This is a genomic window from Gammaproteobacteria bacterium (genome assembly GCA_029884425.1).
GTDB lineage: Bacteria > Pseudomonadota > Gammaproteobacteria > S012-40 > S012-40 > JAOUHV01.
The window spans coordinates 74392-99040 of record JAOUHV010000006.1; the positions used below are offsets into that span (position 1 = coordinate 74392).

Annotated in this window: 25 protein-coding genes and 1 pseudogene; 5 read left to right on the top strand and 21 right to left on the bottom strand. The window is 53.7% G+C overall.

The window, feature by feature from the left end:
- Positions 1–11 precede the first annotated feature (11 nt).
- Both OEW58_02940 and OEW58_02945 read right to left on the bottom strand, forming a co-directional pair.
- Positions 12–617 (bottom strand): cytochrome c, encoded by a 606-nt coding sequence (locus OEW58_02940; GenBank protein ID MDH5300302.1) that lies wholly within the window; start codon positions 615–617, stop codon positions 12–14.
- A gap of 147 nt (positions 618–764) precedes the next feature.
- Entirely contained in the window at positions 765–1538 is a 774-nt protein-coding gene (locus OEW58_02945; protein MDH5300303.1) for a c-type cytochrome, read from the bottom strand.
- A 487-nt stretch (positions 1539–2025) separates the two neighbouring features.
- Between OEW58_02945 and OEW58_02950 the strand changes: the two genes are divergently transcribed.
- From OEW58_02950 to OEW58_02965, 4 genes are all read left to right on the top strand, one after another.
- Positions 2026–3513: a hypothetical protein gene (locus tag OEW58_02950; GenBank protein ID MDH5300304.1), complete on the top strand. Its 1488-nt coding sequence runs from the start codon at positions 2026–2028 to the stop codon at positions 3511–3513.
- Between the two features lie 64 nt (positions 3514–3577).
- The gene (locus tag OEW58_02955; protein MDH5300305.1) at positions 3578–4588 is read left to right on the top strand and encodes a MotA/TolQ/ExbB proton channel family protein; all 1011 of its coding nucleotides are present in this window, start codon (positions 3578–3580) and stop codon (positions 4586–4588) included.
- Positions 4585–5361, top strand: a complete 777-nt coding sequence (locus OEW58_02960; GenBank protein MDH5300306.1) for a hypothetical protein — start codon at positions 4585–4587, stop codon at positions 5359–5361. The genes OEW58_02955 and OEW58_02960 overlap by 4 nt, the downstream gene beginning before the upstream one ends.
- A gap of 104 nt (positions 5362–5465) precedes the next feature.
- Complete coding sequence (locus tag OEW58_02965) at positions 5466–5879, top strand: polymer-forming cytoskeletal protein (GenBank protein ID MDH5300307.1); 414 nt, start codon at positions 5466–5468, stop codon at positions 5877–5879.
- Here the strand turns inward: OEW58_02965 and OEW58_02970 are convergent.
- The 5 genes from OEW58_02970 to OEW58_02990 are packed head-to-tail and all read right to left on the bottom strand — an operon-like array spanning position 5866 to position 11002.
- On the bottom strand, positions 5866–6228 hold the full coding sequence (locus tag OEW58_02970; GenBank protein MDH5300308.1) for a diacylglycerol kinase: 363 nt from the start codon (positions 6226–6228) through the stop codon (positions 5866–5868). The genes OEW58_02965 and OEW58_02970 overlap by 14 nt on opposite strands.
- A complete protein-coding gene (locus OEW58_02975) occupies positions 6225–8183 on the bottom strand; it encodes a VTT domain-containing protein (GenBank protein MDH5300309.1) in 1959 nt (652 codons plus the stop codon). The genes OEW58_02970 and OEW58_02975 overlap by 4 nt, the downstream gene beginning before the upstream one ends.
- Before the next feature lie 57 nt (positions 8184–8240).
- Positions 8241–9521 (bottom strand): glutamate-1-semialdehyde 2,1-aminomutase, encoded by a 1281-nt coding sequence (gene hemL / locus OEW58_02980; protein MDH5300310.1) that lies wholly within the window; start codon positions 9519–9521, stop codon positions 8241–8243.
- Positions 9522–9569: 48 nt separating this feature from the next.
- Positions 9570–10184 (bottom strand): thiamine phosphate synthase, encoded by a 615-nt coding sequence (thiE, locus tag OEW58_02985; GenBank protein ID MDH5300311.1) that lies wholly within the window; start codon positions 10182–10184, stop codon positions 9570–9572.
- Positions 10184–11002 (bottom strand): hydroxymethylpyrimidine/phosphomethylpyrimidine kinase, encoded by an 819-nt coding sequence (locus tag OEW58_02990; protein MDH5300312.1) that lies wholly within the window; start codon positions 11000–11002, stop codon positions 10184–10186. The genes thiE and OEW58_02990 overlap by 1 nt, the downstream gene beginning before the upstream one ends.
- 86 nt (positions 11003–11088) lie before the next feature.
- Between OEW58_02990 and yrfG the strand changes: the two genes are divergently transcribed.
- On the top strand, positions 11089–11778 hold the full coding sequence (yrfG, locus tag OEW58_02995; GenBank protein MDH5300313.1) for a GMP/IMP nucleotidase: 690 nt from the start codon (positions 11089–11091) through the stop codon (positions 11776–11778).
- Here yrfG and OEW58_03000 read toward each other — a convergent pair.
- The 14 genes and pseudogenes from OEW58_03000 to OEW58_03065 form a co-directional block, all read right to left on the bottom strand.
- Positions 11762–12550 (bottom strand): inositol monophosphatase family protein, encoded by a 789-nt coding sequence (locus OEW58_03000; protein ID MDH5300314.1) that lies wholly within the window; start codon positions 12548–12550, stop codon positions 11762–11764. The genes yrfG and OEW58_03000 overlap by 17 nt on opposite strands.
- A gap of 70 nt (positions 12551–12620) precedes the next feature.
- The gene (locus tag OEW58_03005) at positions 12621–12884 is read right to left on the bottom strand and encodes a hypothetical protein (GenBank protein MDH5300315.1); all 264 of its coding nucleotides are present in this window, start codon (positions 12882–12884) and stop codon (positions 12621–12623) included.
- Positions 12885–13027: 143 nt separating this feature from the next.
- The gene (locus tag OEW58_03010) at positions 13028–14056 is read right to left on the bottom strand and encodes a molybdopterin molybdotransferase MoeA (GenBank protein MDH5300316.1); all 1029 of its coding nucleotides are present in this window, start codon (positions 14054–14056) and stop codon (positions 13028–13030) included.
- Between the two features lie 119 nt (positions 14057–14175).
- Positions 14176–14373: a YjfB family protein gene (locus OEW58_03015; protein MDH5300317.1), complete on the bottom strand. Its 198-nt coding sequence runs from the start codon at positions 14371–14373 to the stop codon at positions 14176–14178.
- A gap of 169 nt (positions 14374–14542) precedes the next feature.
- A complete protein-coding gene (locus OEW58_03020) occupies positions 14543–14824 on the bottom strand; it encodes a hypothetical protein (protein MDH5300318.1) in 282 nt (93 codons plus the stop codon).
- Positions 14825–15110: 286 nt separating this feature from the next.
- Positions 15111–17291, bottom strand: a pseudogene (locus tag OEW58_03025) (RNA-binding transcriptional accessory protein).
- Between the two features lie 308 nt (positions 17292–17599).
- A complete protein-coding gene (locus OEW58_03030; GenBank protein ID MDH5300319.1) occupies positions 17600–18775 on the bottom strand; it encodes a patatin-like phospholipase family protein in 1176 nt (391 codons plus the stop codon).
- A gap of 132 nt (positions 18776–18907) precedes the next feature.
- Complete coding sequence (locus tag OEW58_03035; protein MDH5300320.1) at positions 18908–19297, bottom strand: RidA family protein; 390 nt, start codon at positions 19295–19297, stop codon at positions 18908–18910.
- Positions 19298–19313: 16 nt separating this feature from the next.
- Positions 19314–21488 carry a bifunctional GTP diphosphokinase/guanosine-3',5'-bis pyrophosphate 3'-pyrophosphohydrolase gene (gene spoT / locus OEW58_03040; GenBank protein ID MDH5300321.1) on the bottom strand — a complete coding sequence of 725 codons (2175 nt, stop codon included), beginning with the start codon at positions 21486–21488 and terminating at the stop codon, positions 19314–19316.
- 143 nt (positions 21489–21631) lie between these two features.
- Positions 21632–21916 (bottom strand): DNA-directed RNA polymerase subunit omega, encoded by a 285-nt coding sequence (rpoZ, locus tag OEW58_03045; protein MDH5300322.1) that lies wholly within the window; start codon positions 21914–21916, stop codon positions 21632–21634.
- Between the two features lie 61 nt (positions 21917–21977).
- On the bottom strand, positions 21978–22592 hold the full coding sequence (gmk, locus tag OEW58_03050) for a guanylate kinase (GenBank protein MDH5300323.1): 615 nt from the start codon (positions 22590–22592) through the stop codon (positions 21978–21980).
- A gap of 4 nt (positions 22593–22596) precedes the next feature.
- Positions 22597–23187 carry an XTP/dITP diphosphatase gene (locus OEW58_03055; GenBank protein MDH5300324.1) on the bottom strand — a complete coding sequence of 197 codons (591 nt, stop codon included), beginning with the start codon at positions 23185–23187 and terminating at the stop codon, positions 22597–22599.
- Between the two features lie 2 nt (positions 23188–23189).
- On the bottom strand, positions 23190–23906 hold the full coding sequence (gene rph / locus OEW58_03060; GenBank protein ID MDH5300325.1) for a ribonuclease PH: 717 nt from the start codon (positions 23904–23906) through the stop codon (positions 23190–23192).
- Positions 23907–23980: 74 nt separating this feature from the next.
- Positions 23981–24649 (bottom strand): serine/threonine protein kinase (locus OEW58_03065; GenBank protein MDH5300326.1); only part of this gene is annotated, 669 nt, incomplete at its 5' end.

Consider the following 24649-nt stretch of genomic DNA (forward strand, 5'->3'; position numbering starts at 1 on the left):
CTACCAACTTCTCAATTTTGTTTGCTTACAGGCTCAGACAACGACTCCTCAGAGTTGTTCCTATCTCTGATGTCTTCGTATTTTTCATCCCATTCCTTCGGCGCCCACATCTTAACCATGCCATCGATAAAACCCGAATGCTCAGGTGGAGGCACTTTTGCAACCGATGAACCCGCATTCGCCTTCAGCTCGGACAAAAATACCGACATTTTGTACAAATGCTCTCTCGGCATTTCTGAAACGTACGCAGCTTCTTTTGGCGGCAAACCATGATCTAACGTTTGCGCACCATATGTTTTTTCTGGATTAATCAGGAAATTCTCCAACCACTCCCTTGAGTATTTGGAACCAATTCCATCAAGAACCAAGCCCATGCTTGTGCCAGAACGAACCGCGCGGTGACACGAGTTGCAGCGCGCCTCTCGATACAATGTGTATCCTTCTTTGCCGACCTCAGAAAAATCAAAAAAGGTATTCTGTTCAAACATCGGACCTTCTTTATTATGCCGAACTGTTTCAAGGCCAACGTACGCAATCATGGCCAACAAAAAAAACACTGCAAACACAATCAACAAAATCTTTTCGCCGGATTTTAGCGGTTGCTTTTTCTTCGCCATAGTCAGAAACACACCAATTTAGGGGGGGGGAGCACTAAGGACACAGTATAGTTGGTACCCTTCTCTTTTTTCACCCAAAAAGAAAGGCGAGCTTAAGGCCCGCCTTCCTATTTTGCCAACCTTATTCAAGATTCAGCTACATCGGTATTATTTACCGTTATAGCGCTCTTTGTCATAAGGAGTGAAGAAGTTACCGCTACTATAGTCGCTAGCAGTTGTCAGATATGCAGCCGCATTATAGATATCTTCATCTGTCATGCGAGAAGCGATAATCTGCATTTGGCTCTGTGCATCATTCTTACGCACGCCATCGCGGAAAGCTTTCAGCTGATTCACGATGTATACGTACTTCTGACCACCGATACGAGGATAGAGGGGGGGAGCACCACGACCATTGTAACCGTGACATGAACGGCACGCAGACAATGGATTCTGGCGATTACCTTGACCCCATTCAACGATTGACTTACCCTTGTGGGTCGCACCAACAGGAATCGCGCCTGCATCTCTCAGTGCATTCAGGTCAGAGCCGTGACGACCATCATCAACCACCGCAATTGACTCCAAGTAGGTCGCAACATCATTACGATCTTTAGCAGTCATACCTTTGGCGATGCCATTCATGGCAAACATGGTTCCATCTTCACGCTTGTCTGTCGCAAAATCTTCTAGCTGCTTACGCAAGAAAACTGCAAACTGACCAGCCAAACGAGGCGTACCCATTGCATCCTGACCCATGCCATCAGCACCATGACAGGAAGCACACGCTGGAACATCACCCTTACCACTTGTATAAATATTCTTGCCATTGGCGATATCGCCGTTGCCGCGCGGGTACTGTGCACTCGCGCTTACAACCGAAGGCGCGACAATGCCAAGCACTAAAGCTGCAGCAGAAACAGCAGTCAGTAAACGTCGCATACCTAGAAGCCCTCCCAATTTAGCTCCCAAAATCAGCCTCTCTTAACCTGCTGATAAAAGCGCACCCTTTTATCAACAAAGAAGAAGCTCGAAAGTATTATTAAAAATTTATGTTGCTTTGTTTTCGTTTCTTATGAGTTCAGCTTGAGCATCAACCAAGCTAGGACGAATGCCCCAACGAACCATAAGAGGTAGATTATTGCAACCGCTTCAGTTTGTAACACGACCCCACCTCCCTCTAGTTGTAGTCGTTTTTTAACCAATCAGTGATATGGCACCACTTAGCACGCCATTCAACCATCAAAAATATAAGCTGTCAACACGTTACCGCTTTCAAAAACGAGTATTGGTCAAACTCGGCGGTTTACGGAGTTTAGCTGTTTTATGCGGTCGACATCCATCCACAACCGTGGATGACGCTACCCAACTTTTCCGCTATGCTTCCAGCCTGACCAAAAAGTAACACAAAATGGAGCACAAGCAATCCATGAATTCTCAAGTAACCGTTTTTTTTGAGAAATACTGGGGAATTATCGCACTATCTACCTGGGCAATTTTGTTGCTGGGTTTGCAACTGGTTAATTTTACTCCTTACGGGATCGATGAAAACGCAGCCCGCGGGCTTCTCCTTAACTGGACAGTCTCAGATAACATCGTTAACCCTGTCGTAATTTTTGGAGTGCCTGATTTCCGCGCTCTGCTTTTTGTGCCCATTGGCGCCTATTGGACAGGTAGCATGGTCGCGGCCAAAGTGATGGCCATTATTATGATGGCACTTGCGGTCTTCATGCTGCATCGCTGGGCCAGTCGCACTACGAGCAGTGAATCCGCCATTTTGGCCAGCGCATTACTTTTACTGTCGCCCGCTGTTTTAAATCAAATTGATTCATTAGGTGCTGCAGCCTATCTGCTGCTGGGCTTTGCCGTTGGTGCCTGGCTCGATCATGCCTATCGCGCCAAACCTCGCTATTTTGGTGGCTGGTACTTCTCGCAAATGCTGTGGATTGCAGTGCTGTTCACAATTCACCCTCTGGCCATCGCCTATCCCCTCCTGTTGGCTTGGCGCTGGTATCGTTTTCCCGACGCACATAAAACCGGCCTTCACATATACATAGGCATCGTCATCGCGCTGTTGCTTGCATTTTCGCTGAAGGGGGGCTGGGAAAATACTTCCTGGCTTGCCAATCCGGTATACGCTCTGGCGTCGGCGATGCAGGGCAGCGTGCTTTGGAGTATCGCCGATCTGAACTGGACCGTCGGCATCATTGCCTCGACAGCCATCGTTGCGGTTCTGATATTTGACCGCCAATTTCTGACACAAGATTTTCTTGCCTCACTCTTGGCTCTGTCCACAATTATCGGCTTGGTCGCTGCGGATAAAGCCTGGGCCACCATTGCAATTGCGTTGGCACTGTATCGCGGCGTCCATCTGCTTATTTTACTCAATCAACGCGTGGGCAAACACTCATTCTGGGGACAACGCGGTATCGTTGCCGTGCTTTCTTTCGTCGTTGCAACCTATTGCATGATGGAAGCAAAGACCCACTACTACTCACTGAAGCTAGAGGTATTATCGCCTGAGGATGAGCTAATTCGTGAACTTGCGGATGTTGCTGCCGACGAGAGCAAACCTTTCCGCGCTGCCAGCCAATGGCCTGGCCGTACCATGCTCGCAGTTAAACGCGACGTGCTGCCATTACCGCCTGCAACGGAAAATCCGGCTGATTTCGTACCATACTTGCAGAGCGTGACTCATCTGGTTTTCGATCAGAATCTTGAAAAAAATAAAGCTCTCGCCAACGACATTGCCGAGTTAACCGGCGCAACAGAAACCATCGCCTTCATGAAAGCGGGTGTCATCGTCGAAGTCAGAGAGCACAAGGTCGAACTGAAACATTATCGACCACCCGTGGACACACAAGCTAAACCTAATAACATGCAGGATACCGGCGCCAGTACAGATTCACCCACTTAGCCATTCATCCTGAGAATAACAAACGTGCGCGCACCATAGCGCGCACAACAATAAGGATAACCGTATGAATTGGGCATACCGCACGTTCGTCATGTGGCTGATTTGGGGATCAGCCGCAACAACCATCTACCTTGGCTTGTATCTCGACACGGATATCCTGGAATTTTTCCGCCAGGACCAAAGCCGTATCACCTGGATCATTACCGCTTTATTTCTGTTTGGTGTTGCAATAAGTCTGTTGCTAACACTAATGGTCACTGCCGAATCCGTTGAAGCCGTTCATCAACAAGAACTCGCGCAGCGAGACGGCTTGATGGCACTTCAACCCAGCCACCCGCGAAAAAAGCGCAGCGTTAACAATTTTTATTCCTCGCTAAAAATCGTCGCCGCGAACAATGAGTCGCCCGACATCGACTCTCTGTTAAACATGGAATTTGCGTTTTATCTGCGTATCAGCCACGCAATTGATGTGCTCGGCAATTTGCTGATTACGCTTGGTTTGATCGGTACAGTCGTTGGTTTGACATATACACTGACTGGATTGACAACCTCTCTCAACGCACTGGGTACAGACCAGGATTTGCTGCTTGAAGGTTTGCGCAAAGCCATGGGCGGTATGGGCACCGCATTTTATACCACCTTGCTTGGTGCTGTTTTAGGCGGCGTTTTGTTACGCATTTTTGCCTTGATCACCGAAAACGGCATTTCCAGCCTGCATGATTTCATCACCAAAACCTGCATGATCCACCTAAGCGCCGATTTCAAACCCACCGTTGAGCGCGACGTTCGCTTCCTCAATGTTGAAATTGAAGCTCTAGGTGAACGATTGAAAACCCTGCAGCTTGTTTTTCATGACTCGAAATCTTCGCTGGTCGAATTTCATAACGCGGTTAAGGATCTCTACAAACTTTCCGGTGAAGAAAAGGACACAACCAGCCTGAGAGAAACTCTGCGTTTGCAGCGTTATTATCGTGAATTGCTGCGCCAGGAAATGCAGCTGATGCAAACACTCAATCGCACCTGGTGGCAACGATTTAAAGAATACGTTGCGCCCAAAAAGAATCCCAAGCAATGAAAAGGCGGCAACATCGTTTTATTCACACCAGCATTTATGAGAGTTTTTCAGATCTCACCATGCTGCTGCTTGGCACCTTCATTTTTTTGATGGTGGTCATTTTGCTCACCTCGCGGATGACACAGGAATATGAAGTTCCCAAATTAAAATCCGAAATACAGCAGCTAAAAAATAAACTCGCCGCTGCGGAGCTGGCCAATTCCGAACACGCAGGACAACTTGAGCAAATGATTCTGTCCTCGGAATCGAGTAGCGCCATGGACAAGGTCATCCAGACCTCAACGTTTGGCCGTAAAGATTTTGATCTGTTTGTTGAAGGCCTTAAAAATCTTCCGGGCGATGATTTGCATCTGGTCATTGATGCTTCCGGCTCGATGAATGGCCTTACCTCATTTTTGGTGCCCGTGCTTCGCGCCATTGTAGTCCGCTCAGGCAAGCGACTCAGTGCCATCACTTGGTTTTCTGATAACCAAGCAGAGACTTACACCGGAACCATGGGGGCCATGTTCGATAGCTTGATGAGCGGTGCACCATTTGGCGGAAACTTCGAAACTATTGGTAAAGCATTTCGTGTTGCGGCACGCAATGCACCACCACCTGGCGCTTACATTTTAGTGGGCGATGAACCAGGCAATGACACGATTCTTTACTCAGAAATTCCCAGCCCGGTGTTCGCCTTACCGCTTGGAAGATCAGATCCTGAAACCACGCGCTCGTATCAGGAAATTTCAGATAAAACACGCGGAAGAATGCTGCACCTAGATTTCCGTTAATCGTCATCCGATATTCACGAAGTTGCAATACCTCTTTCGCGCGAGCTCTGCTACACTCAATATCCACATTTATCGTAGTAATTTGCGCGAAGGGAGTATCCGCCATGATTTTTCAGAAAAGAGTGACTTATATGCACATTCCTGCTGGCTCATCACTTATCGGCCAGATCAACTACGATGGCGAAATTCAATTTTTTGGCGAAATGCATGGCGACGGCAATGTCCAGGGACATCTTCAGATCGGCGCCGATGGCCACTGGAAAGGCGATATCAACGCAGCGCGCTTAACTATTGAAGGCAAGGTACACGGCAATATCACCGTTCACGAACAATTGACACTTACTGAATCAGCGGTTGTGCGTGGCAACATCATGGCTCCCGCCATTTCCATTCAGCGCGGCGCGGTCATCAATGGCCAGCTCACCATGGGCAAGCCTCGTACCGTTGCGTTGTTAGAACTTCAAAAATCCGAAGAACTTCACAACCCAACAAAACAAGCAGCGATCACTGCCAATTAGGCAGCGTGCTGTAAATCATCAAAACACCAACCACCGCCGCCGCAACACTTAACAACCAGACAGCGCCGGCGGCAACATCCTTGATGTAGCCAATCGTTGCGTGATGCTCGGGTTGAACATAGTCGCACAATGCTTCCAGCGCCGTGTTGAATAACTCCGCCGCCATCACCAGCGCCATCATCACAATCACCAACGCCCACCAGATTGGCTCCGGTTGCAGCACCAGCAGCGCAACGAACGCCATGACCGCGAACACCGCCTGCGTTTTCAAACTATTCTCTTGGCGCAGCGCAGCAATAATTCCACTGAGCGCATATCCCAGCCGCAAAAAAAATGGTCGATTTTTCATATTTTCTCCGGCCAAAGCAACCAGCGTCCGTCTGCGGTTTTGACAAATTGCATCGACGCCAGCCCCGTCAGCCACTGTTCTGCCTGCACAGGGATCGTGGTGGTTCGTGGTATCGCCAGCATCCACAGCGACTGATCCAAATCCTCGTAGCTAACACTCACCAGGTAGATCGGCTTGTCCGCCACCTGGTACTGGCTTTGCCAAAAACGCATCACCTGCACACCTTCCGGTGTTTGCCGCAGATACTTGAACTGCTCATACTGACCATCATGGACCCGCGGTAACAACGGCAATTGGCGCAAATCATTTTCGGCAGCAAACCAACGCAACCAACTGCGCTCATCCAGCGCCATCGGCGATTGCCAACCAGCCTGACGCATAGCCTGATCAATCTGCTCGCGACTGGCCGCCCACTGATGCATCACTTGCCGCGCATGCGCCCCCAGATCTTGTCGATTGCGCGGCAACTGCTGCCACGTCTGCTGCTGCCAAGTTTCCTGATTGACCATCTGCAGCTTGGCAGGCGGCGAAAACAGCTGCAGTTGCTGCGCCCTCCACGAGTTGTCGCCAATACCAACAACCACAGCGCCCATGGCCACCAGCACCACGCCAACCACTGCAGACAACCGCACCGACATCAAACCATGCCGACGCAGCGCCACGCCCACGATACCGATGGTCATTGCTGCCAACAACCAGGCAACAAACAGCTCGCTCAACCAGCCCTGGGAAAAATACATCGCCGTCGTCAACGCCATCAGCGCCAGCATTGAGGCAATAGCGTATGGCACCCAGCGTAACTTTTGTGGCAGACTGCCGCTGGCAATGACCGCCAGCAAACCGAGCAAGGTCATCATCATCGTCAGCAGCAGATTCAGCCCTTCGTCCGTCGCGTGCTCCGCCAATGGCACCTGCGTAACCTGAGCCAATACTGTCAGCATCAAACCAACCAGTCCCAGCGCCATCAGCACATGCACGATCACACCAGGCTGGCGCAGGGCAACACTGCCCACCGTCAGCAACGCCAGCATCGTCAACAACACCGGCCACTGGAAAAATAGCTGGTAGCCAATCAACATCAACGGATCCACCGCTGGATTGTGCAGACCCTGCATATATTGCTGCCATGACACATCCAGCGCAGTCGGTAACGAGCCTGCCAACCAAACGTACACCACCAATACCGGCGCCATCAGCACCAACGCCAGCAAGGCAACCAACCACAATCCGCGTAGCGATGAATATCCTGACTCAACCGTCGCCACCACCGACGAACCAACAACCGGATGCCGCGTTGCCCACGTCAGCAAAAACTCAATCATGCGCTGCGCGCGTGGCGAAAAGAAGCGAAACAGCCGCCAGCAGATCCACACCACCAGCCACAATGAAATCAGCAACAAACCAACAAACATCACCAACCGACCTGCCACCGAGGCCGCCAAGGTCAGCGACGCCCCCAGCACCACTCCTGGCAACAAAGTCACCGGCGCCCAGATCACCGCCGACAACACATTTACGCCCAGAAAACGCCATTTGCGCATTTCCAGCATGCCCGCAACGGCGGGAATGATCGGTCTGACAGGTCCGAAAAAGCGACCCAGCAACACACTCTTGCCACCGTGCTTGGCAAAAAAATCGATACCGATATTCAGCAGTTGTGGTCGCTTGTTAAATGGCCAGGATTGCTGCAGACGGTCGCGATAGTGATTACCCACCCAATAACTGATGGCATCGCCGGCCACGGCACCGAACATGGCCCATACCGCCATCTCCCAAAACGGCAAAATCCCCGCGCCGATCAACGCACCCACACCAATCATCGCAATGGTGCCCGGCATCGCCAGCCCCACCACCACCAGCGACTCGGTAAGCGCGATCAAGAACACAAAGAAGCCCGCCCAACCAGGATGATTGCTGAGCCAGTCAAAAAAGTTTTGCAGTACGGAGATATCCATCACAGGACAACAATGAGTGCGGCGGCCACGGTTGTGGCCGCCAAAAGTGGGTAGGGTTTAAAGAGTCGCAAAGACCTTTTCCGCCGCATCCAGAGTCGCCTGAATGTGTGCATCGGTGTGTGCGCCGGAAACAAAGCCTGCCTCATAGGCAGAGGGCGCCAGATACACGCCATGCTCCAGCATGCCGTGATAAAACTTCTGGAAGCGTGGCATGTCGCACTCGGTCACCTGTTTGAAGGTCGTGATTTTTTTGTCCTTGCTGAAGAAGAAACCAAACATGCCACCCACCTGATTGGTGGTCAGCGGAATGCCCGCCGATTTGGCGCGCTGCTCCAGGCCTTCGCACAACAGCTTGGCCAAACGTGACAGTTCAGCATGGAAACCAGGCTTGGAGGCAATCTTCAGGGTCGCCAGACCCGCTGCCATGGAAACAGGGTTTCCGGACAACGTGCCCGCCTGATAAACCGGACCCAGCGGCGCGATTTTCTGCATGATTTCACGCTTGCCACCAAACGCACCCACCGGCATACCACCACCGATGACCTTGCCCAGCGTGGTCAGGTCAGGCTTGATGCCATAGTGCTGCTGCGCACCGCCCAGAGCCACACGGAAACCCGTCATGACTTCGTCGAAAATCAACACTGCGCCGCTCTTGTCACACACTTCTCGTAGACCTTCGAGGAAGCCAGGCACCGGCGGCATGCAGTTCATGTTGCCGGCCACAGGCTCGACGATGATACAGGCGATCTGGTTGCCAATGTCGGCGAACACCTGCTTCACTTCGTCGATGTTGTTGTAGGTCAGGGTAATGGTGTGCTCGGCCAGCGACGCAGGTACACCCGGTGAAGTAGGTACACCCAGGGTCAGCGCGCCGGAGCCGGCTTTCACCAGCAGAGAATCTGAGTGGCCGTGGTAGCAGCCTTCGAATTTCACGATCTTGTCGCGACCGGTATAACCGCGCGCCAGGCGAATCGCCGTCATGGTTGCCTCGGTACCGGAGCTGACCATGCGCACCATTTCGCAGGAGGGCACCAGCTCACAAACCTTTTCCGCCATCACGGTTTCAATCGAGGTCGGCGCACCAAAACCCAGACCTTTGGCCACGGTTTCCTGCACTGCCTTGATCACGTCAGGATGCGAATGACCGCCAATCATTGGTCCCCAGGAGGCCACGTAGTCGATATATTTGTTGCCATCTTCGTCGTACAGATACGCGCCTTCGCCCTTGGCGAAAAATATCGGATCACCGCCCACGCCCTTAAACGCGCGCACCGGCGAATTCACGCCGCCGGGAATAGTCTTCTGGGCCTGGACAAACAAATCGTGAGAACGGGTCATTATGATCTTTCCTTTTTAATCAGTTCTTGTTGCGTTGCGGCCAGTATATCACGCAAAAAGCGCCGCATAGGCGCTGGCGCGGGCTTCGATATCCGCTGCACTGAACAGGTCATCGATCACCGCCACACTGTCTGCGCCGGCGGCCAGTAGTTGCGCTGCGTTATCGATGGTCACTCCGCCAATCGCTACTATCGGCAACGACAGTTCGACCCGCGCGCGGCGTAATAATTCCAGCTCGGCCTGGGCGGCATTGGGTTTGGTTTTGGATGGAAAAAACCGGCCAAAAGCGACGTAGTCTGCGCCCCTTGCGGCCATGTCCTGCGCACGCTGCAACTGGTTGTAGCAGGACACGCCGATGATCTTGTCGGGCAACGCTACGCGGGCCTGCTCCAACGCCAGATCATCCTTGCCCACGTGTACGCCATCGGCACCGCAGGCCAGGGCAAGTTGTACGTCATCATTGATGATGAACGTCGCGCCGGTCGCATCGCACAGCGCCCGGATTTGCCGCGCGGTGTCGAGACGAACCGCAGGTTCATTGATCTTGTCGCGATACTGCAGCACGCGAGCGCCACCAGCCAATGCCGCCGCCACCTGTTGCAATAGACGCTGCGGCTGATCGCTATCCGGCGTCACCGCGTACAACCCATGAATCCGAGCCATCAATCTTCGTCCGGCGTACCGTGTTGCGCCCAGAAAAAACGGTTGGGTAAATACTGCCCCATGCCCACGCGGCGGCCATGTTTGAGCGCCTGCCAGGTAAACTCCTGCGCTTCATGCACCGCTGACAACGGGTCCAGGCCCTGCGCCAGCAGGCCGGCAATGCCCGATGCCAGGGTACAACCCGAACCGTGATAACTGTGCGGCAAGCGCTGAAACTCAAACGTGTCCAGCAGGCGATGATTGGTGAACAGCAAGTTGCGCACTTTTTCGGTATTTTCGTGCGTGCCGGTAATCAGCACGTACTCGGCTCCCATTTCCAGCAGCTCATGGGCACAGGCCTCGGGACTGTCCGCACCTTGGGCGATAGCGCGCGCCTCTATGCTGTTGGGGGTAAAAATCGTGGTTTCCGGCAACAGCAGACTGACAATCGCATCAATAAAATCGCCGCTGGCCAGCGGCGTCCCCGCCCCGGAAGCCAACACCGGATCAAACACCAGCGGAATGTCCGGATAGTCGCGCAAGATGGAGTGCACCGCCTCCACCGCCTCGATACTGCCCAGCATGCCGATCTTGAAAGCATCCACCGGCATGTCTTCCAGCACGGCTCTGGCCTGCTCGGTAATCATGCTCAAATCACAAGGGGAGTAGCCTTTCACATCCTGCGTGTCTTGCACCGTCAAGGCGGTAATCACCGGTACCGCGTGGCAACCCATGCTCGCCAGCGTCTCGATGTCGGCCTGAATTCCTGCACCGCCGGTTGGATCAGCGCCTGAAAAACACATTACAATGGGAACGCTGACTTCTTCGTTTTCGCTCATGACTGCCTCGTGGTTGGATGTGAGCCTGCTTGCGCCAGCACTGATTATAACGACTTATTTCTTTCGGCCGAGGACTATTCATCGTCATGTTTGACTGGCAAACCATCGACTGCATTTTTCTGGATATGGACGGCACCCTGCTGGATCTGCATTTTGACGATCATTTTTGGCAGGATTTTTTGCCGGAAGCCTACGCCAGTCATCACCAGCTCACCATTGAGCAAGCCAGTCGCGAACTGGCACCTAAATTCGAAGCCACCAAGGGCACGCTGGACTGGTATTGCGTCGATTATTGGTCGCGGGAATTGGGACTGAACGTGGCAGAGCTGAAAAATCAGGTCGCCCACCTGATTGCCATTCACGATGGTGTTCTGGAGTTTTTGCAGCGGATGCGTGCGCAAGGCAAACGACTGGTGCTGATGACCAACGCTCACCCGAAAGTTGTCGCGCTGAAAATGCAGCACACCGGTCTGCAATCGCAGTTCGACGCGATCATCACCTCGCACCAAGTGGGACTGCCCAAGGAAAATGTCGAGTTCTGGGATAGGCTACAGCAACATGAACCCTACGATATCCAGCGCACCTTGTTTGCCGATGACACCTTGTCGGTGCTGCAGTCGGCCAAGCGCGCGGGCTTCACGCATCTGCTGCACATCGGCAAACCTTCGTCCAAGCGGGTCACACAATTGAATCCGGACTTTTTTTCCGTGCCTGGCTTTGCCCAACTGCTGGCGGAACTGCCTGACACGGAAAACGGAATCAGCGCGGCTCGTTGATGTCGAGAAATTCGCACCACTGGGCAAACAATGATTGATCGACTGCGCCCACGCACGAGCGCGGCGTCATCGCCGCCACAAACACCGGCTCGCCATCCAGCGTGCATGAACGCCCGCCGGCCTGGGTAAAAATGTAATTCCCCGCACCATAGTCCCAAATGTTGGAACGACCGTGCAGATACAGGTGCACCCGGCCAGCGGCCAGCCAGCACCAGTCCAGCGCCACCGACCCAAAGCTGCGCTGAGACGCATACGGCGTAGCATCCACCAGCTTGTACTGCAGCGGTTTTTTCAGGCGTTTCAAATCCACCAGTGCAATACTTTGGCGAATCGGCAAACCACTATCCTGCAGCACCAGCGGCTCGCCATTCAGGGTTGCACCGTTTTCATCGGCCGCAAACATTTCATCGCGCATCGGGTCGTACACCACGGCCAATTTCACTTTGCCGTCTTCGATCAACGATAACGATACGCAAAAATAACTGATCCCGGCGGCGAAATTAGACGTGCCGTCCAGCGGGTCCAGACACCAGCAAGGCTTGTCCGATTCCAGCATGCGTTGTTGCTGGTCTGGTGACATTTCCTCGCCCAAAAAATCGTAGTCGGGATACAACTGCGCCAGCGCATCGGAAATCCGCTGCTGAGCGATCAAATCCGCTTCGGTCACGATACTGCCATCGGCCTTCAACGATCGCGTTGCCTTGGCAAAACGCGGCACCAGTTCTTCTCGCGCGACCTGTTTGATGATCGCCAACAAAGGCTGCAAATCCATACCACCATCCTGTTTTAAAAACAAAAAAGGGCCCGAAGGCCCTTCTTTTCGCATTCCACTTCAAAGTGCTTTACTGCCGCAATTGTCGCACGATGTGGCCAAACGCTTCACCTGCATCTTTTGCCGAAGCAACTGTTTGCTCAACACCGCCGGATTGCTGCCGGTACTGATAGTGACCAACACTGACCGTCACCGCCACCACCAGCGTCACCAGCAACAACTTCGCCCCACCACTCAAGGCTTCGATATTCATCACGACCGCCAGGGCGATGACCGCAATAACGCCCAAAAGCAGATACAGCGTGCCTAAATCATGGGTTACGTTCGCGTCCATCTCACTTCACTCCTCTGTTGGGTGATACCCCATGTATCGCCCTGACAGGGAATTTCCCTGTGAACTGTGCACCTTTCTGGTTAAATTCCATTCAAACTGGGACACAGCTCGCAAAATTGCTCAGATATCGACCACTCCAGCCGCTAGCGCGTCGGCATCGGCGCTGGCGGATTTGGGTCTTCAGGCAAATCGACCTCGCGACCACTGATTTTGTTAATTGCCGCAACGCCGAACAAGGCGAAGCCGCGCAAGGCTTCGGGTGGATGACCTGCGACGCACACAATCGGCTTACCCTTGGCGTGCCCCATGATCAGCGGACGACCGGAGCGCATTTTCACCCCGTCGACCACCAACGTCCCGACTTCGCGAATCAGATCCGAAATGAAGTCACGGCCATCTACCGCCGTACCACCGGAGATCACCACCATGTCTGAATTGCTCAACGCGGTACGTACTGTGGCGACGAAGGCAGCAAAATCATCGCCCTGAATGCCGCCCTGGACCGCCACTCCGCCGGCCTCACTGACCGCTGCCGCCAACATGACGGAGTTGCAGTCAAAGATGCAGCCGGGCTTGGGCTTGTCGGTGTAGGGAATCACTTCGTCACCGGAGGCAAAAATCGTTATTTTTGGCTGTTTCACCACCTCAATCTGGCTGATGCCGAGGCTGGCGATATTGCCGATGTCCATGGGCGTCAACTTGTGGCCGGCGGCCAACACTACGCTGCCTTTTTTCAGATCACATCCCTGCGCCTCGATGAAAAAGCCCGGCGGAAAAGGACGCGTGATGCTGAAACGCGCGCCCTCAATCTTGACTTCCCACATGCGCACAATGCTGTAGTTGCCGGCAGGCACAATCGAACCGGTCACAACTTCGATACCCGTGCCCGGCTCGGGTTTGGGACAGACCGCATCGCCTGGCAGAACTTTGCCCGTAATGTTGAAGCCTATCGGTGAAGCATCGCCGGCAGGCTTGGTTTCATCGGTGGCCACCAGGTAGCCTTCGACAATCGCGCGCGGGTATGGCGGCACGTCCATGGGGGCAACCAGATCACTGGCGAGAACTCGACCCAGTGCGGCTTCCAACGAAATGGTTTCTCTGGCCAATGAACGCAGGGGCAGCGCATCCACGTAAAGGGTTTGCGCATCTAGCATTGGTGATTGTTCTGCCACGGGTTTTCCTTTTTGTTTTCGGTCAGGCCAAAGTGTGTGGCAAAGTCAAAGACAGGTCAACCAAACAAAAAAAAGCAGCGCCCGAAGGCGCTGCTTTCACTTTCAATCAACAAAACTTTCTACACCATCAGGTCCAGATTCTGGCCCAGATGGGCCTCTGTAGCTGACTTGGATGGCGCAGCTTGAGCGGCAGATTGAACCAGAGTAATCGCGTTTTGCGCCTCAATGTCCATCGCTTTTTTAGCGACCTGCACGCCGACTGCGTCACCCACTTTTTGCTGGGATAATTGGTGTGTTACACCTGAAGAGACGCTCATTTCCACAAATCACCTCATGGGGTCCGATTGTTCACTAAGGTTATCGGCCACCAAGATGGCGATTTAATGGGCAACTGGGCTGTAAAACGTGATGCTATTAGCAAACCGGAGGAAAAGCCGGCCCTTTTTCCACCACCGCCAAGCACGCGGAAAAAGGGCCGTAAAAACATTAATTTATGCTGACGGCCTTAAGTGCGCCTTCGTCGTTCTGCTCGTAGTGAACCTGCAAGGTACCGCCCCGCTTTTGCACCATCGCCAACAGCTTGTCGCTGGCATTAAACGTAATGGGCTTTTGTGATTCCATGTCTTTGATTGTAAAAGTTTTTCCCGAACTATCTATGGCCACCACCTTGCCAATATGCATGCCCGAACCATCACCACCGCAGGCCAGTACATTACCTGCGAACAATCCGGAAACCGCTAACGCGACTGCAATTATTTGTTTTTTCATGGTTTTCTCCTGTAGATAAAGGGATGCGACATCGGTTCTGCCGCCACGACAAAATTAGATAACTCTAATATAGGATAGTTCCCCAGTTATCGTCCCGCAACAACAGAAGATTAGCGGGAATCCTTTCCCGCACCGGTCATCATTATGCCTTGGTCTTGGCCTTGGCAAACGCTGCCGCGAACGCACCCATACCTGTCTGCTCTGGCTGACGATTGGCACGCTGCGCCTTGGCTTTTGACATGGGGAGACGTTCACCCGCCGCGCCCTGCTGTGCCTGGTGCTCGCGGGCATTGTCGGTCATACGCATGGTCAGTGAAATGCGATTGCGCAGAATATCCACCTCCAGCACTTTCACTTTCACCACGTCACCGGCCTTGACCACGCTGCGCGGGTCCTTGACGAAATTGTCCGCCAACGCAGAGATGTGTACCAAACCATCCTGATGTACGCCGATGTCGACAAACGCGCCAAAGTTGGTGACGTTGGTCACCACGCCTTCCAGAATCATGTCAGGGCGCAGGTCGCTGACCTTTTCCACACCCTCTTTGAATTCGGCGGTTTTAAATTCTGGACGCGGGTCACGGCCCGGCTTATCCAGCTCGGACAGAATGTCGCGCACAGTGGGTTCACCGAAGGTTTCATCGGTAAATTTCTTTGGATCGATTTTTTTCAGAAACGCGCTGTCGCCGATCAAACCACGGATATCCTTGCCGGTGGTATCGAGAATGCGCTGCACCACCGGGTAAGCCTCGGGATGCACTGCAGACGCATCCAACGGATTGTCGCCATCGGGAATGCGCAAAAATCCGGCAGCCTGTTCGTAGGCTTTGGCACCCAGACGCGGCACGTCCAACAGCTGTTTGCGGGTTTTGAACGCGCCGTTGGCATCGCGGTAATCGACAATGTTTTTCGCCAGGGTTTTGTTCAGACCGGAAATCTGGCTGAGCAGCGCTGGTGACGCCATGTTCACGTCCACGCCCACGCTGTTCACGCAGTCCTCGACCACGCCTTCCAGACTGCGCATCAACTGGCTTTGGTTAACGTCGTGCTGGTACTGGCCTACGCCGATGGACTTGGGATCAATTTTCACCAGTTCCGCCAACGGGTCCTGCAGACGACGCGCAATCGATACCGCACCACGCAGCGACACATCCAGATTGGGGAATTCGTCCGCCGCCAATTGCGAGGCGGAATACACCGAAGCACCTGCCTCGGAGACCACAATCTTGGTCAGCTTGGCTTGCGGGTAGGCCTTGATCAGATCGGCAGCCAGCTTGTCCGTTTCCCGCGAAGCGGTACCGTTGCCGATGGCAATCAACTCGACCTTGTGTTTCATCACCAGTGCCGCCAGAGTCAACAGCGCCTGATCCCACTGGCGTTGTGGCTCGTGCGGATAAATCTGCGCGGTATCGACCATTTTCCCGGTGTTATCCACCACCGCGACCTTCACGCCGGTACGGAAACCGGGGTCAAGACCCATGGTCACGCGCGCGCCAGCCGGAGCCGCCATCAGCAGATCGTGCAGGTTGGTAGAAAATACCTTGATCGCTTCAGCTTCGGCCGCTTCGCGCAGCTTCATTTTCAATTCGGTATCCAGACGAGTGAACATTTTCACCCGCCAGGCCCAGCGGGCGGTGTCAGCCAACCATTTGTCGCCTGGGCGACCTTGGTTGCTGATGCCAAAGTGCTTGGCGATGCTCAGCTCGCAACTGGTGCTTTCGTTGGCCGACTTGTCCAGCTCGTCGCCTTCGTCCATCACCAGATTCAGTTGCAGAATGCCTTCGGCGCGACCACGGTACAGCGCCAACGCACGGTGAGACGGCAAATTGGCAATGGCTTCAGCGGCGTCGAAATAGTCGGAGAACTTCGCGCCTTCCTGCTCCTTGCCGGCCACCACCTTGGATTGCAACTTGGCATTGGCCCACAGATAGTCACGCACTTTGCCCGACAGCTCGGGATCATCGGCAAAGTCTTCCATCAAAATCTGCCGGGCACCATCCAGCGCAGCCTTGGCATCGGGCACTTCTTTGTCTTTGTTGATGTAGGGCAAAGCCTCGGTTTCGGGGTCCAGCTTCGGATCGGCCAGCAGCGCTTTGGCCAATGGCTCCAGCCCTGCTTCGCGAGCGATCTGGCCCTTGGTGCGGCGCTTGGGCATGTAGGGGCGATACAAATCTTCCAGGCGCTGCTTGGTATCCGCAGCCAAAATGGCGGCTTTGAGCTCGGGGGTCAGCTTTTCCTGCTCTTCGATGCTTTTGAGCACCGTTTCGCGACGATCTTCCAGTTCGCGCAGGTAAACCAGACGCTCTTGCAGGTTACGCAACTGGGTATCGTCCAGTCCACCGGTCATTTCTTTACGATAGCGGGCAATAAACGGGACCGTTGCCCCTTCATCCAGCAACTTGACGGCGGCCAATACCTGCGCAGGCAACACCTGCAGTTCGCTGGCAATCTGCTGAGAAATATTCATGGGAAAAAATGTACTCCTGGAAATTATCGAATTGCATCAACCGAAAGGTAGCAGAGTTTAGCAAAAGAACCGGGGAGAAAGGAGAAAAGCCATGTGGGGAGAAGAAATTCCCCCTCTTGGCAGGCAAGAGGGGAAAGCACGCTCTGTGTTCAGTGATGTTTGGGTACCACTAAACATTGGTGTTGTTATTATTGTTATGATTTGTAGCGCTTTTTCTTATTATTATCGCTCAGCCCCACATCCCCCTGCGGTCGACACGTTGCTGATGGGTCTATTTAACGGGGTAGGTCTTAACGCTTTCTTAAAGGCTAATAAAATTTATCAACTTTTTTGCCGTGCTCTTCGCACAAACCGAAAAATTCACAAATTTCCTTGCGTCTGGCCAGAGTATCCGCGTATCCCAGTGCGATGAGATCTCTGCAATATGCTTTTTCAAACAATAGGTAACTCAGCAAATTTGAGCCACGCTCATTTTTCACACCCAGTGCACGCAAGAAAAAGCGCACACTCAACGGCATCAACTGCGCGTGTTTTTCGGCGATTTTGTATAAATCCTGAGATGGTGAAATAAACAGCACATCTACCGGACGCAGGGTCGCGCTGTCTTCGGGCAAATGTTTGTTGGGAATCTGCTCAATGAAACGATTGTTACGCTGCACCCGCTCAACATCCACGTCCAGCGTATCCAAGAAAATACTGTCCAGCACATGACCTGCCACCTCACCCAATGACGGCTCTTTGTGCCGTCTTGCCACCACCGGAGCTGTATCTATGTGGCGCACCCCGATCACCACCAACCGATCGGCTCCCAGGTGCATCGCTGGGCTGAGCGGCGCCGTTTGCCGCATTGAGCCGTCACCAAAGTATTCGTCACCGATACGCTGCGGCGCAAAAACGAACGGAATCGCCGACGACGCTAGTAAGTGCTCAATGCCTATGGTGTCTCTTACCCCGACCCGACGACTGCGAACCCAGGGCTCGATACTTTCGTCGCCCTGAAAAAACGAAACAGTCTCACCACCAGAATAACTCGATGCTGTCAGGCACAGTGCTCTGACGTGCCCATCTTTGATCGTTTGTGAAATTTGCTCAAACGGCATGTATTGACTGAGCAAATGCGCCAACGGTGTGCGATCCAGCAGGGAAACCGGCTGATTTCCACCGATGCCACCGGTCAGCGTTCCCAACCAGCGCAATGCGCTTAAGCTCAGGCCGCCAAAGCCCGCCCTGAATACCTGATCCACGTGGAAATTGGCCCAGACATGCACCAAACGCCATACTGCCTCACGAAATTGGGCAGCGTAAATCGCCATCGCCGCAGCATTGATCGCCCCGGCAGAGGTGCCACACAAAATAGGAAAGGGATTAGGGCTGTGCTTGGGAAAAATATCTGCCAAGCCCTGCAGCACGCCCACTTGATACGCTGCGCGCGCCCCGCCCCCGGACAAAATCAGCGCGGTAACAGGTTCATTGTTTTTTTTCATTATTTTTCACGACACATTGGTTACACCGACGGAATATTCCCCTTATCGACCGGCCAAGCATCCAGCCTAAGGGCAAGCACAGGCTTATTTGGCGACACGCAAAAAAACCCGGATATTCTCCGGGTTTATGACTTATCTGGCATTGAGTTCCAGAACAGCATCCATTTCCACCTCGGCACCGCGAGGCAATTGGGCAACGCCAATCGCCGCCCTGGCAGGATACGGTTGCTGAAAATATTCGGCCATTACCGCATTCACCGCTGCAAAATTGGCCAGATCCGTCAAAAAGATATTCAGCTTCACCACGTCCTGCAAATCACCACCTGCCGCCTGGGCCACCGCCTGCAGGTTATCAAACACCCGGCGAATATGTGTTTCAATCGGCCCCTGCACCAACGCCATCGTTGCAGGGTCCAACGGAATCTGCCCGGACATGTACACCGTACTACCCACCTTAACGGCTTGAGAATAGGTACCAATGGCGGCCGGCGCCTTGTCGGTGCTGACAATAACTCTGCTCATATTTTCCTCTCAATAATTAACCGCGACTGCGAACCACTTTGTTGACTTCTTCCAGACCGCGAATGTAACGAATGATGTTGGCCAAATGCACCCTGTCTTTCACTGCCAGCACCAGAATAATGTCAGTCACACTGCCATCGCGCTGATCAACACTGACGTTCTCGATGTTTGCGCCTTTTTCTGCCACTGCGGAGGCAACCGTCGCCAGCGCACCGCGCTGATTTTTGACTTCAATGCGGACTTCCACTGGATATTCGCCCTGAGGCTGCTTTTCCCACTGCAAATCCAGCCAATTTTCCGGGTGCTTCTTTTCATCGCCGGTATTTTTGCAATTACCGGTATGCACCACAATGCCGCGACCCGGATTGAATACGCCGATGATGGGATCGCCGGGAATCGGTCGACAGCAACGCGCGTAAGTGACAATCACACCCTCGGTACCCTGGATCGCCAACGGTGTGGGATTGTGCTTTTCTCCACCCAGCCAGGTCGGCGCATAACGCGTGAAAATTTGTTTGAGCTTGTTGGCGCTCGGCCCCGCTTCTTTCAGTGATGCTTCGCCGGTCAATTGCCTCGACACCAACAGTGCCATGCGGTTACCCAGACCAATTTCAACCAACAGTTCGTCCAGCGTCTGCAGTCGATAAACGGCCAGCACTTGCTGCACACGTTTTTGCGGAATATTTTCCAGCGTTTTGCCAGAGACTTCCAGACTGCGCTGCAGCAAGCGCCGTCCCAACACCACCGCTTCGTCGCCTCGCAGATTTTTCAGGAAGTGACGAATATGCGTGCGTGCTTTTCCGGTCACTACAAAGTTCAGCCAATTGGGATTGGGCCGTGCGCCCTTGGCGGTAATAATTTCCACGGTTTTGCCAGTTTCAAGCGGCGTGCGCAGTGGCACCAGCTTGCGCTCGATCTTGGCCGCTACGCAGGTATTGCCGATGTCTGTATGCACCGCATAGGCAAAATCCACTGGCGTTGCGCCGCGCGGCAATTCGATAATCTGTCCCTTGGGACTGAATACGTAAACCACGTCGGGGAACAAATCGATTTTGACGTTTTCCAAAAATTCCAGCGAAGTTCCCGAGGTGCGCTGCATCTCCAACACGCCGCGCAACCATTCGTTGGCGCGCGCTTCGTTGCCGGGACCATCGTCCTCACCCGATTTGTACAACCAGTGCGAGGCAATGCCCGCCTCGGCAATTTTATGCATTTCTTCGGTGCGAATCTGTACTTCGATCGGCACACCAAACGGTCCAAACAAAATGGTATGCAGCGACTGGTAACCGTTTTTCTTTGGGATGGCGATGTAATCTTTGAATTTGCCGGGCAACGGCTTGTACAAATTGTGAATAATGCCCAGTCCGCGATAGCAACTGTCGACCTTGTCGACGATCAGGCGAAACGCGTAAACGTCAAACACCTCGGAAAACGACAGCTTTTTGCTGCGCATTTTTTGATAAATGCTGTACAGGTGTTTTTCGCGGCCATTGATTTCGACTTTCAGTCCTTCCTGGCCAAAACGATCGGTGATGGCGGCGCTGATTTTGTTGACGATTTCTTTGCGGTTACCGCGCGCGGCTTTCATTGCTTTTTTCAGCACGCGATAGCGATTGGGATACAGCGCTTCAAAACCCAGCTCTTGCAACTCCACCCGCATGTTGTTCATGCCCAGTCGATTGGCGATCGGCACGTAGATTTCCAGGGTTTCATGGGCAATGCGTCGGCGTTTGTCAGGACGCATAATGCCGATGGTGCGCATGTTGTGCACCCGGTCCGCCAGCTTGATCAAAATGACGCGGATGTCTTTGGACATCGCCAGCAGCAGCTTGCGGAAATTTTCTGCCTGGGCCTCAGCCTTGGATTCGAATTTGATTTGCGTCAGCTTGGAAACGCCGTCGACCAGATCCGCCACTTCCGCGCCGAATTTTTCTTCGAGCTGTTCTTTGGCGGTCGGCGTATCTTCCATGACATCATGCAGAATAGCGGCGATGATGGTTTTGTCGTCCATCTTCAGCTCGGCCAGAATCCGCGCCACCGCCAGCGGGTGATAGATATAGGGTTCGCCACTCAGGCGTTTTTGCCCCTCGTGGGCAGTCGCACCGAACAAATAGGCGTCATAAACCCCACGAACCTGCTCGGGGTCCATGTAGGTTTCAAGAATGGAGCAAAGATCGCTGATCAGGAACACTCATCCCCCACGGATGCACTCAGCAAAAAAACGGACACGCCCCACCATTGTACGGCAAGGCGCAAAAAGATGTCTAAGATGATGAAACGAATGGGGTTCCCCATCCGCCGAAACACCTGCCTGGCGGATGGGACACGAGGTGATTATTCCTCGTCGGTATCTTCTTCAACGCGGGCAGCGATGGCTGCAGCGGCAGCTTGCTCAGCTTCGGCCGCTTGCTTGGCTTTTTCCTGCGCACGCATGCTAGCGGGAGTTACATTGCCTTGAGCGATTTCACGCAAGGCCACGACAGTGGGCTTGTCGTTTTCCCAAGCAACCGTTGATTCCTGGCCATTTGCCAACTGACGTGCACGGCGGCTAGCCAGCAGCACCAGCTCAAAGCGATTGTCGACGTTTTCCAGACAGTCTTCTACGGTTACACGTGCCATTGATTACTCCAGCATTGGGGGTTGGGGAATTATCGAACCGGCGATTCTAGCCGATTCGACGTCATTGTGCCAGTAATTTGGTCAACAAGCCGTCGAGCCGCACCGCCTGCACCGATTGGCGCAACCGCTGGGTACGGATAATTCCCTGCAACTGCTGTTGGGCCAGCTCGAATTCGTCGTTGACCACCAGATAGTCAAATTCGCGGTAATGGGACATTTCGATAATGGCTTCAGCGGTACGACGGGCAATCACTTCTTCGCTGTCGGAGGCTCGCCCCTTCAATCGCGCCAGCAACACTTCCCGTGACGGCGGCAAAATGAAAATGCTCACCGGCTGCATCAATCGCTTCACCTGCTGCGCGCCCTGCCAGTCGATTTCCAAAATCACGTCGGTGCCGACGTCCAGTTGCTGCTGCAACCAAACCCGCGATGTTCCGTAAAAATTGCCAAACACCTCGGCATGCTCGAGAAAATCGCCGCGATCGCGCATGGCAATGAAATCATCGCGACTGACAAAATGATAATGCACGCCATCCTGCTCACCTTCGCGCTTGGCGCGTGTGGTGTGGGACACCGACACCTTCAGGTTGTCCATGGACTTGAGTAGCTGGGCAACCTGACTGGTTTTGCCCGCGCCCGATGGGGCAGAAATTACGTACAAGGTTCCTTGAGTCATATGCCTACCTCTTCAGAAACTCGACCAATTTTTGTAACGCCCTGGCGCGATGACTGATCTGGTTTTTGCGTCCGGCCACCAGCTGCGCCGAAGCGCAACCTTCTTCCGCAACAAAAAACAGCGGGTCATAACCAAAGCCACCGTTACCAGCCGGCGCATGTAAAATGCGCCCTTCCCAGGTTCCTTGTGCAATAAACGGTACCGGATCATCGGCATGACGCATAAACACGATCACGCACTGAAAACGCGCGGTCCGCTGATCATCTGCCACGGCCTGCAGCGCTTGCAGCAACTTGGCGTTGTTCGCCGCATCATTGCCCGGCTGACCGGCGTAACGTGACGAATAAATTCCCGGCTGACCGCCCAGCGCATCCACTTCCAGCCCGGAATCATCGGCAATGGCCGGCAATCCGCTGATGCGTGCCGCCTGGCGCGCCTTGAGAATCGCGTTTTCGACAAACGTTAAACCGGTTTCATCCACTTCGGGCACGTCGAATTGCGATTGCGGCAAGACCTCAATGCCGGTACCAACCAGCATCGCCTGAATTTCCGCCACCTTACCCTTGTTGCCGGTAGCCAGTACCATTTGCTGCATGGTTAGTCCTGCAACGCGGCCTTTTGTGCCGCAAGTAGTTCGGTGATGCCTTTTTTGGCCAACGCCAACATCGCCGCCAGTTGCTCGTCACCAAAGGTCTCACCCTCGGCGGTGCCCTGGATTTCGATGAAATGACCTTTGTCGTTCATCACCACATTCATATCAGTGTGCGCCGCTGAGTCTTCCGGATAATCCAGATCCAGCACCGGCTCGCCATCGACGATGCCTACCGACACGGAGGCCACACCGGCTTTCAGCGGATTGCTCTTGATATCGCCTTTGGCCATCAGGTGACGAATGGCATCGGCCAGCGCCACATAACTGCCCGTGATCGAGGCGGTACGTGTACCACCGTCGGCCTGGATAACGTCACAGTCCAGCGTAATGGTGCGCTCGCCCAATTTGTCCATGTCCATCACGGCACGCAATGAACGGCCTATCAGACGCTGAATTTCCATGGTGCGTCCACCTTGACCACCACGTGCGGCTTCGCGAGCCATGCGCTCGCCGGTAGAACGAGGCAACATGCCATATTCGGCAGTCACCCAGCCTTGGCCTTTGCCATTGAGAAAACGCGGCACGCGCTCTTCGATACTGGCGTTGCACAACACTTTCGTGTCGCCAAACTCAATCAGCACCGAACCTTCGGCGTGCTTGGTGTAATGACGGGTTATTTTGATTTGGCGCAGCTGATTTGTCGCTCTACCACTTGGTCGCATGACTATTCCCTGATTTTTATCATTTAAAATTAGCGGGGGATTATACGCGCTAAAGCCAGGCGGTGCGACGTTGACTAGACCGCTTCAGACATCAGGGTGTTTTCCAGGCGCAACAACTTGAGCACTTCCTGGGCGCTGCGGGGCCGGTCGTTGTAGTCCATTTCCATGCACCAGTCGATAACGTGCAGCAGCAGTTCCGAATACTGGCCGGCATGGGCTTCGGCACAGGGTTTCATCTCCACCCCTTTGCGCCGGTCTTTGGCCGCCACCGGCGGATGACCCTCAATGCAGGCGCGCATACTCGCCCCCACCGCGTAGAGATCGCTGGCCGGCCCCATGGTGGCATTTTTGCTGGATTGCTCCGGCGGCGAAAAACCGTGAGTCACCACCGGAAACAGCCGCTGTGGTGCCGACTGCAGAATTTTGTGCACCGCTCCAAAATCCAGCAGCAGTGGACCCTTGTTTTCCCGCAGGTAAATATTGCCCGGCTTGATGTCCAGATGCAGCAGCCCCTGGGCATGTACCGTCGACAGCGCATCAAGCAGGGCGATGAAGATCAATTTCAGCCGCCGTTCGGACATCGGTTTTTTCAGCCGCCGCAGGTACGAATGCAGGCTCATGCCACGCTCGTAGCTCAACACACTGTAGATGGTGTTGTTGCTTTGTTCGAAATCCAACACTTTGACAATGTTCGGATGATCGATCGCCGCCAGGATGCTGGCTTCCTGGAAAAACAGCTTGCG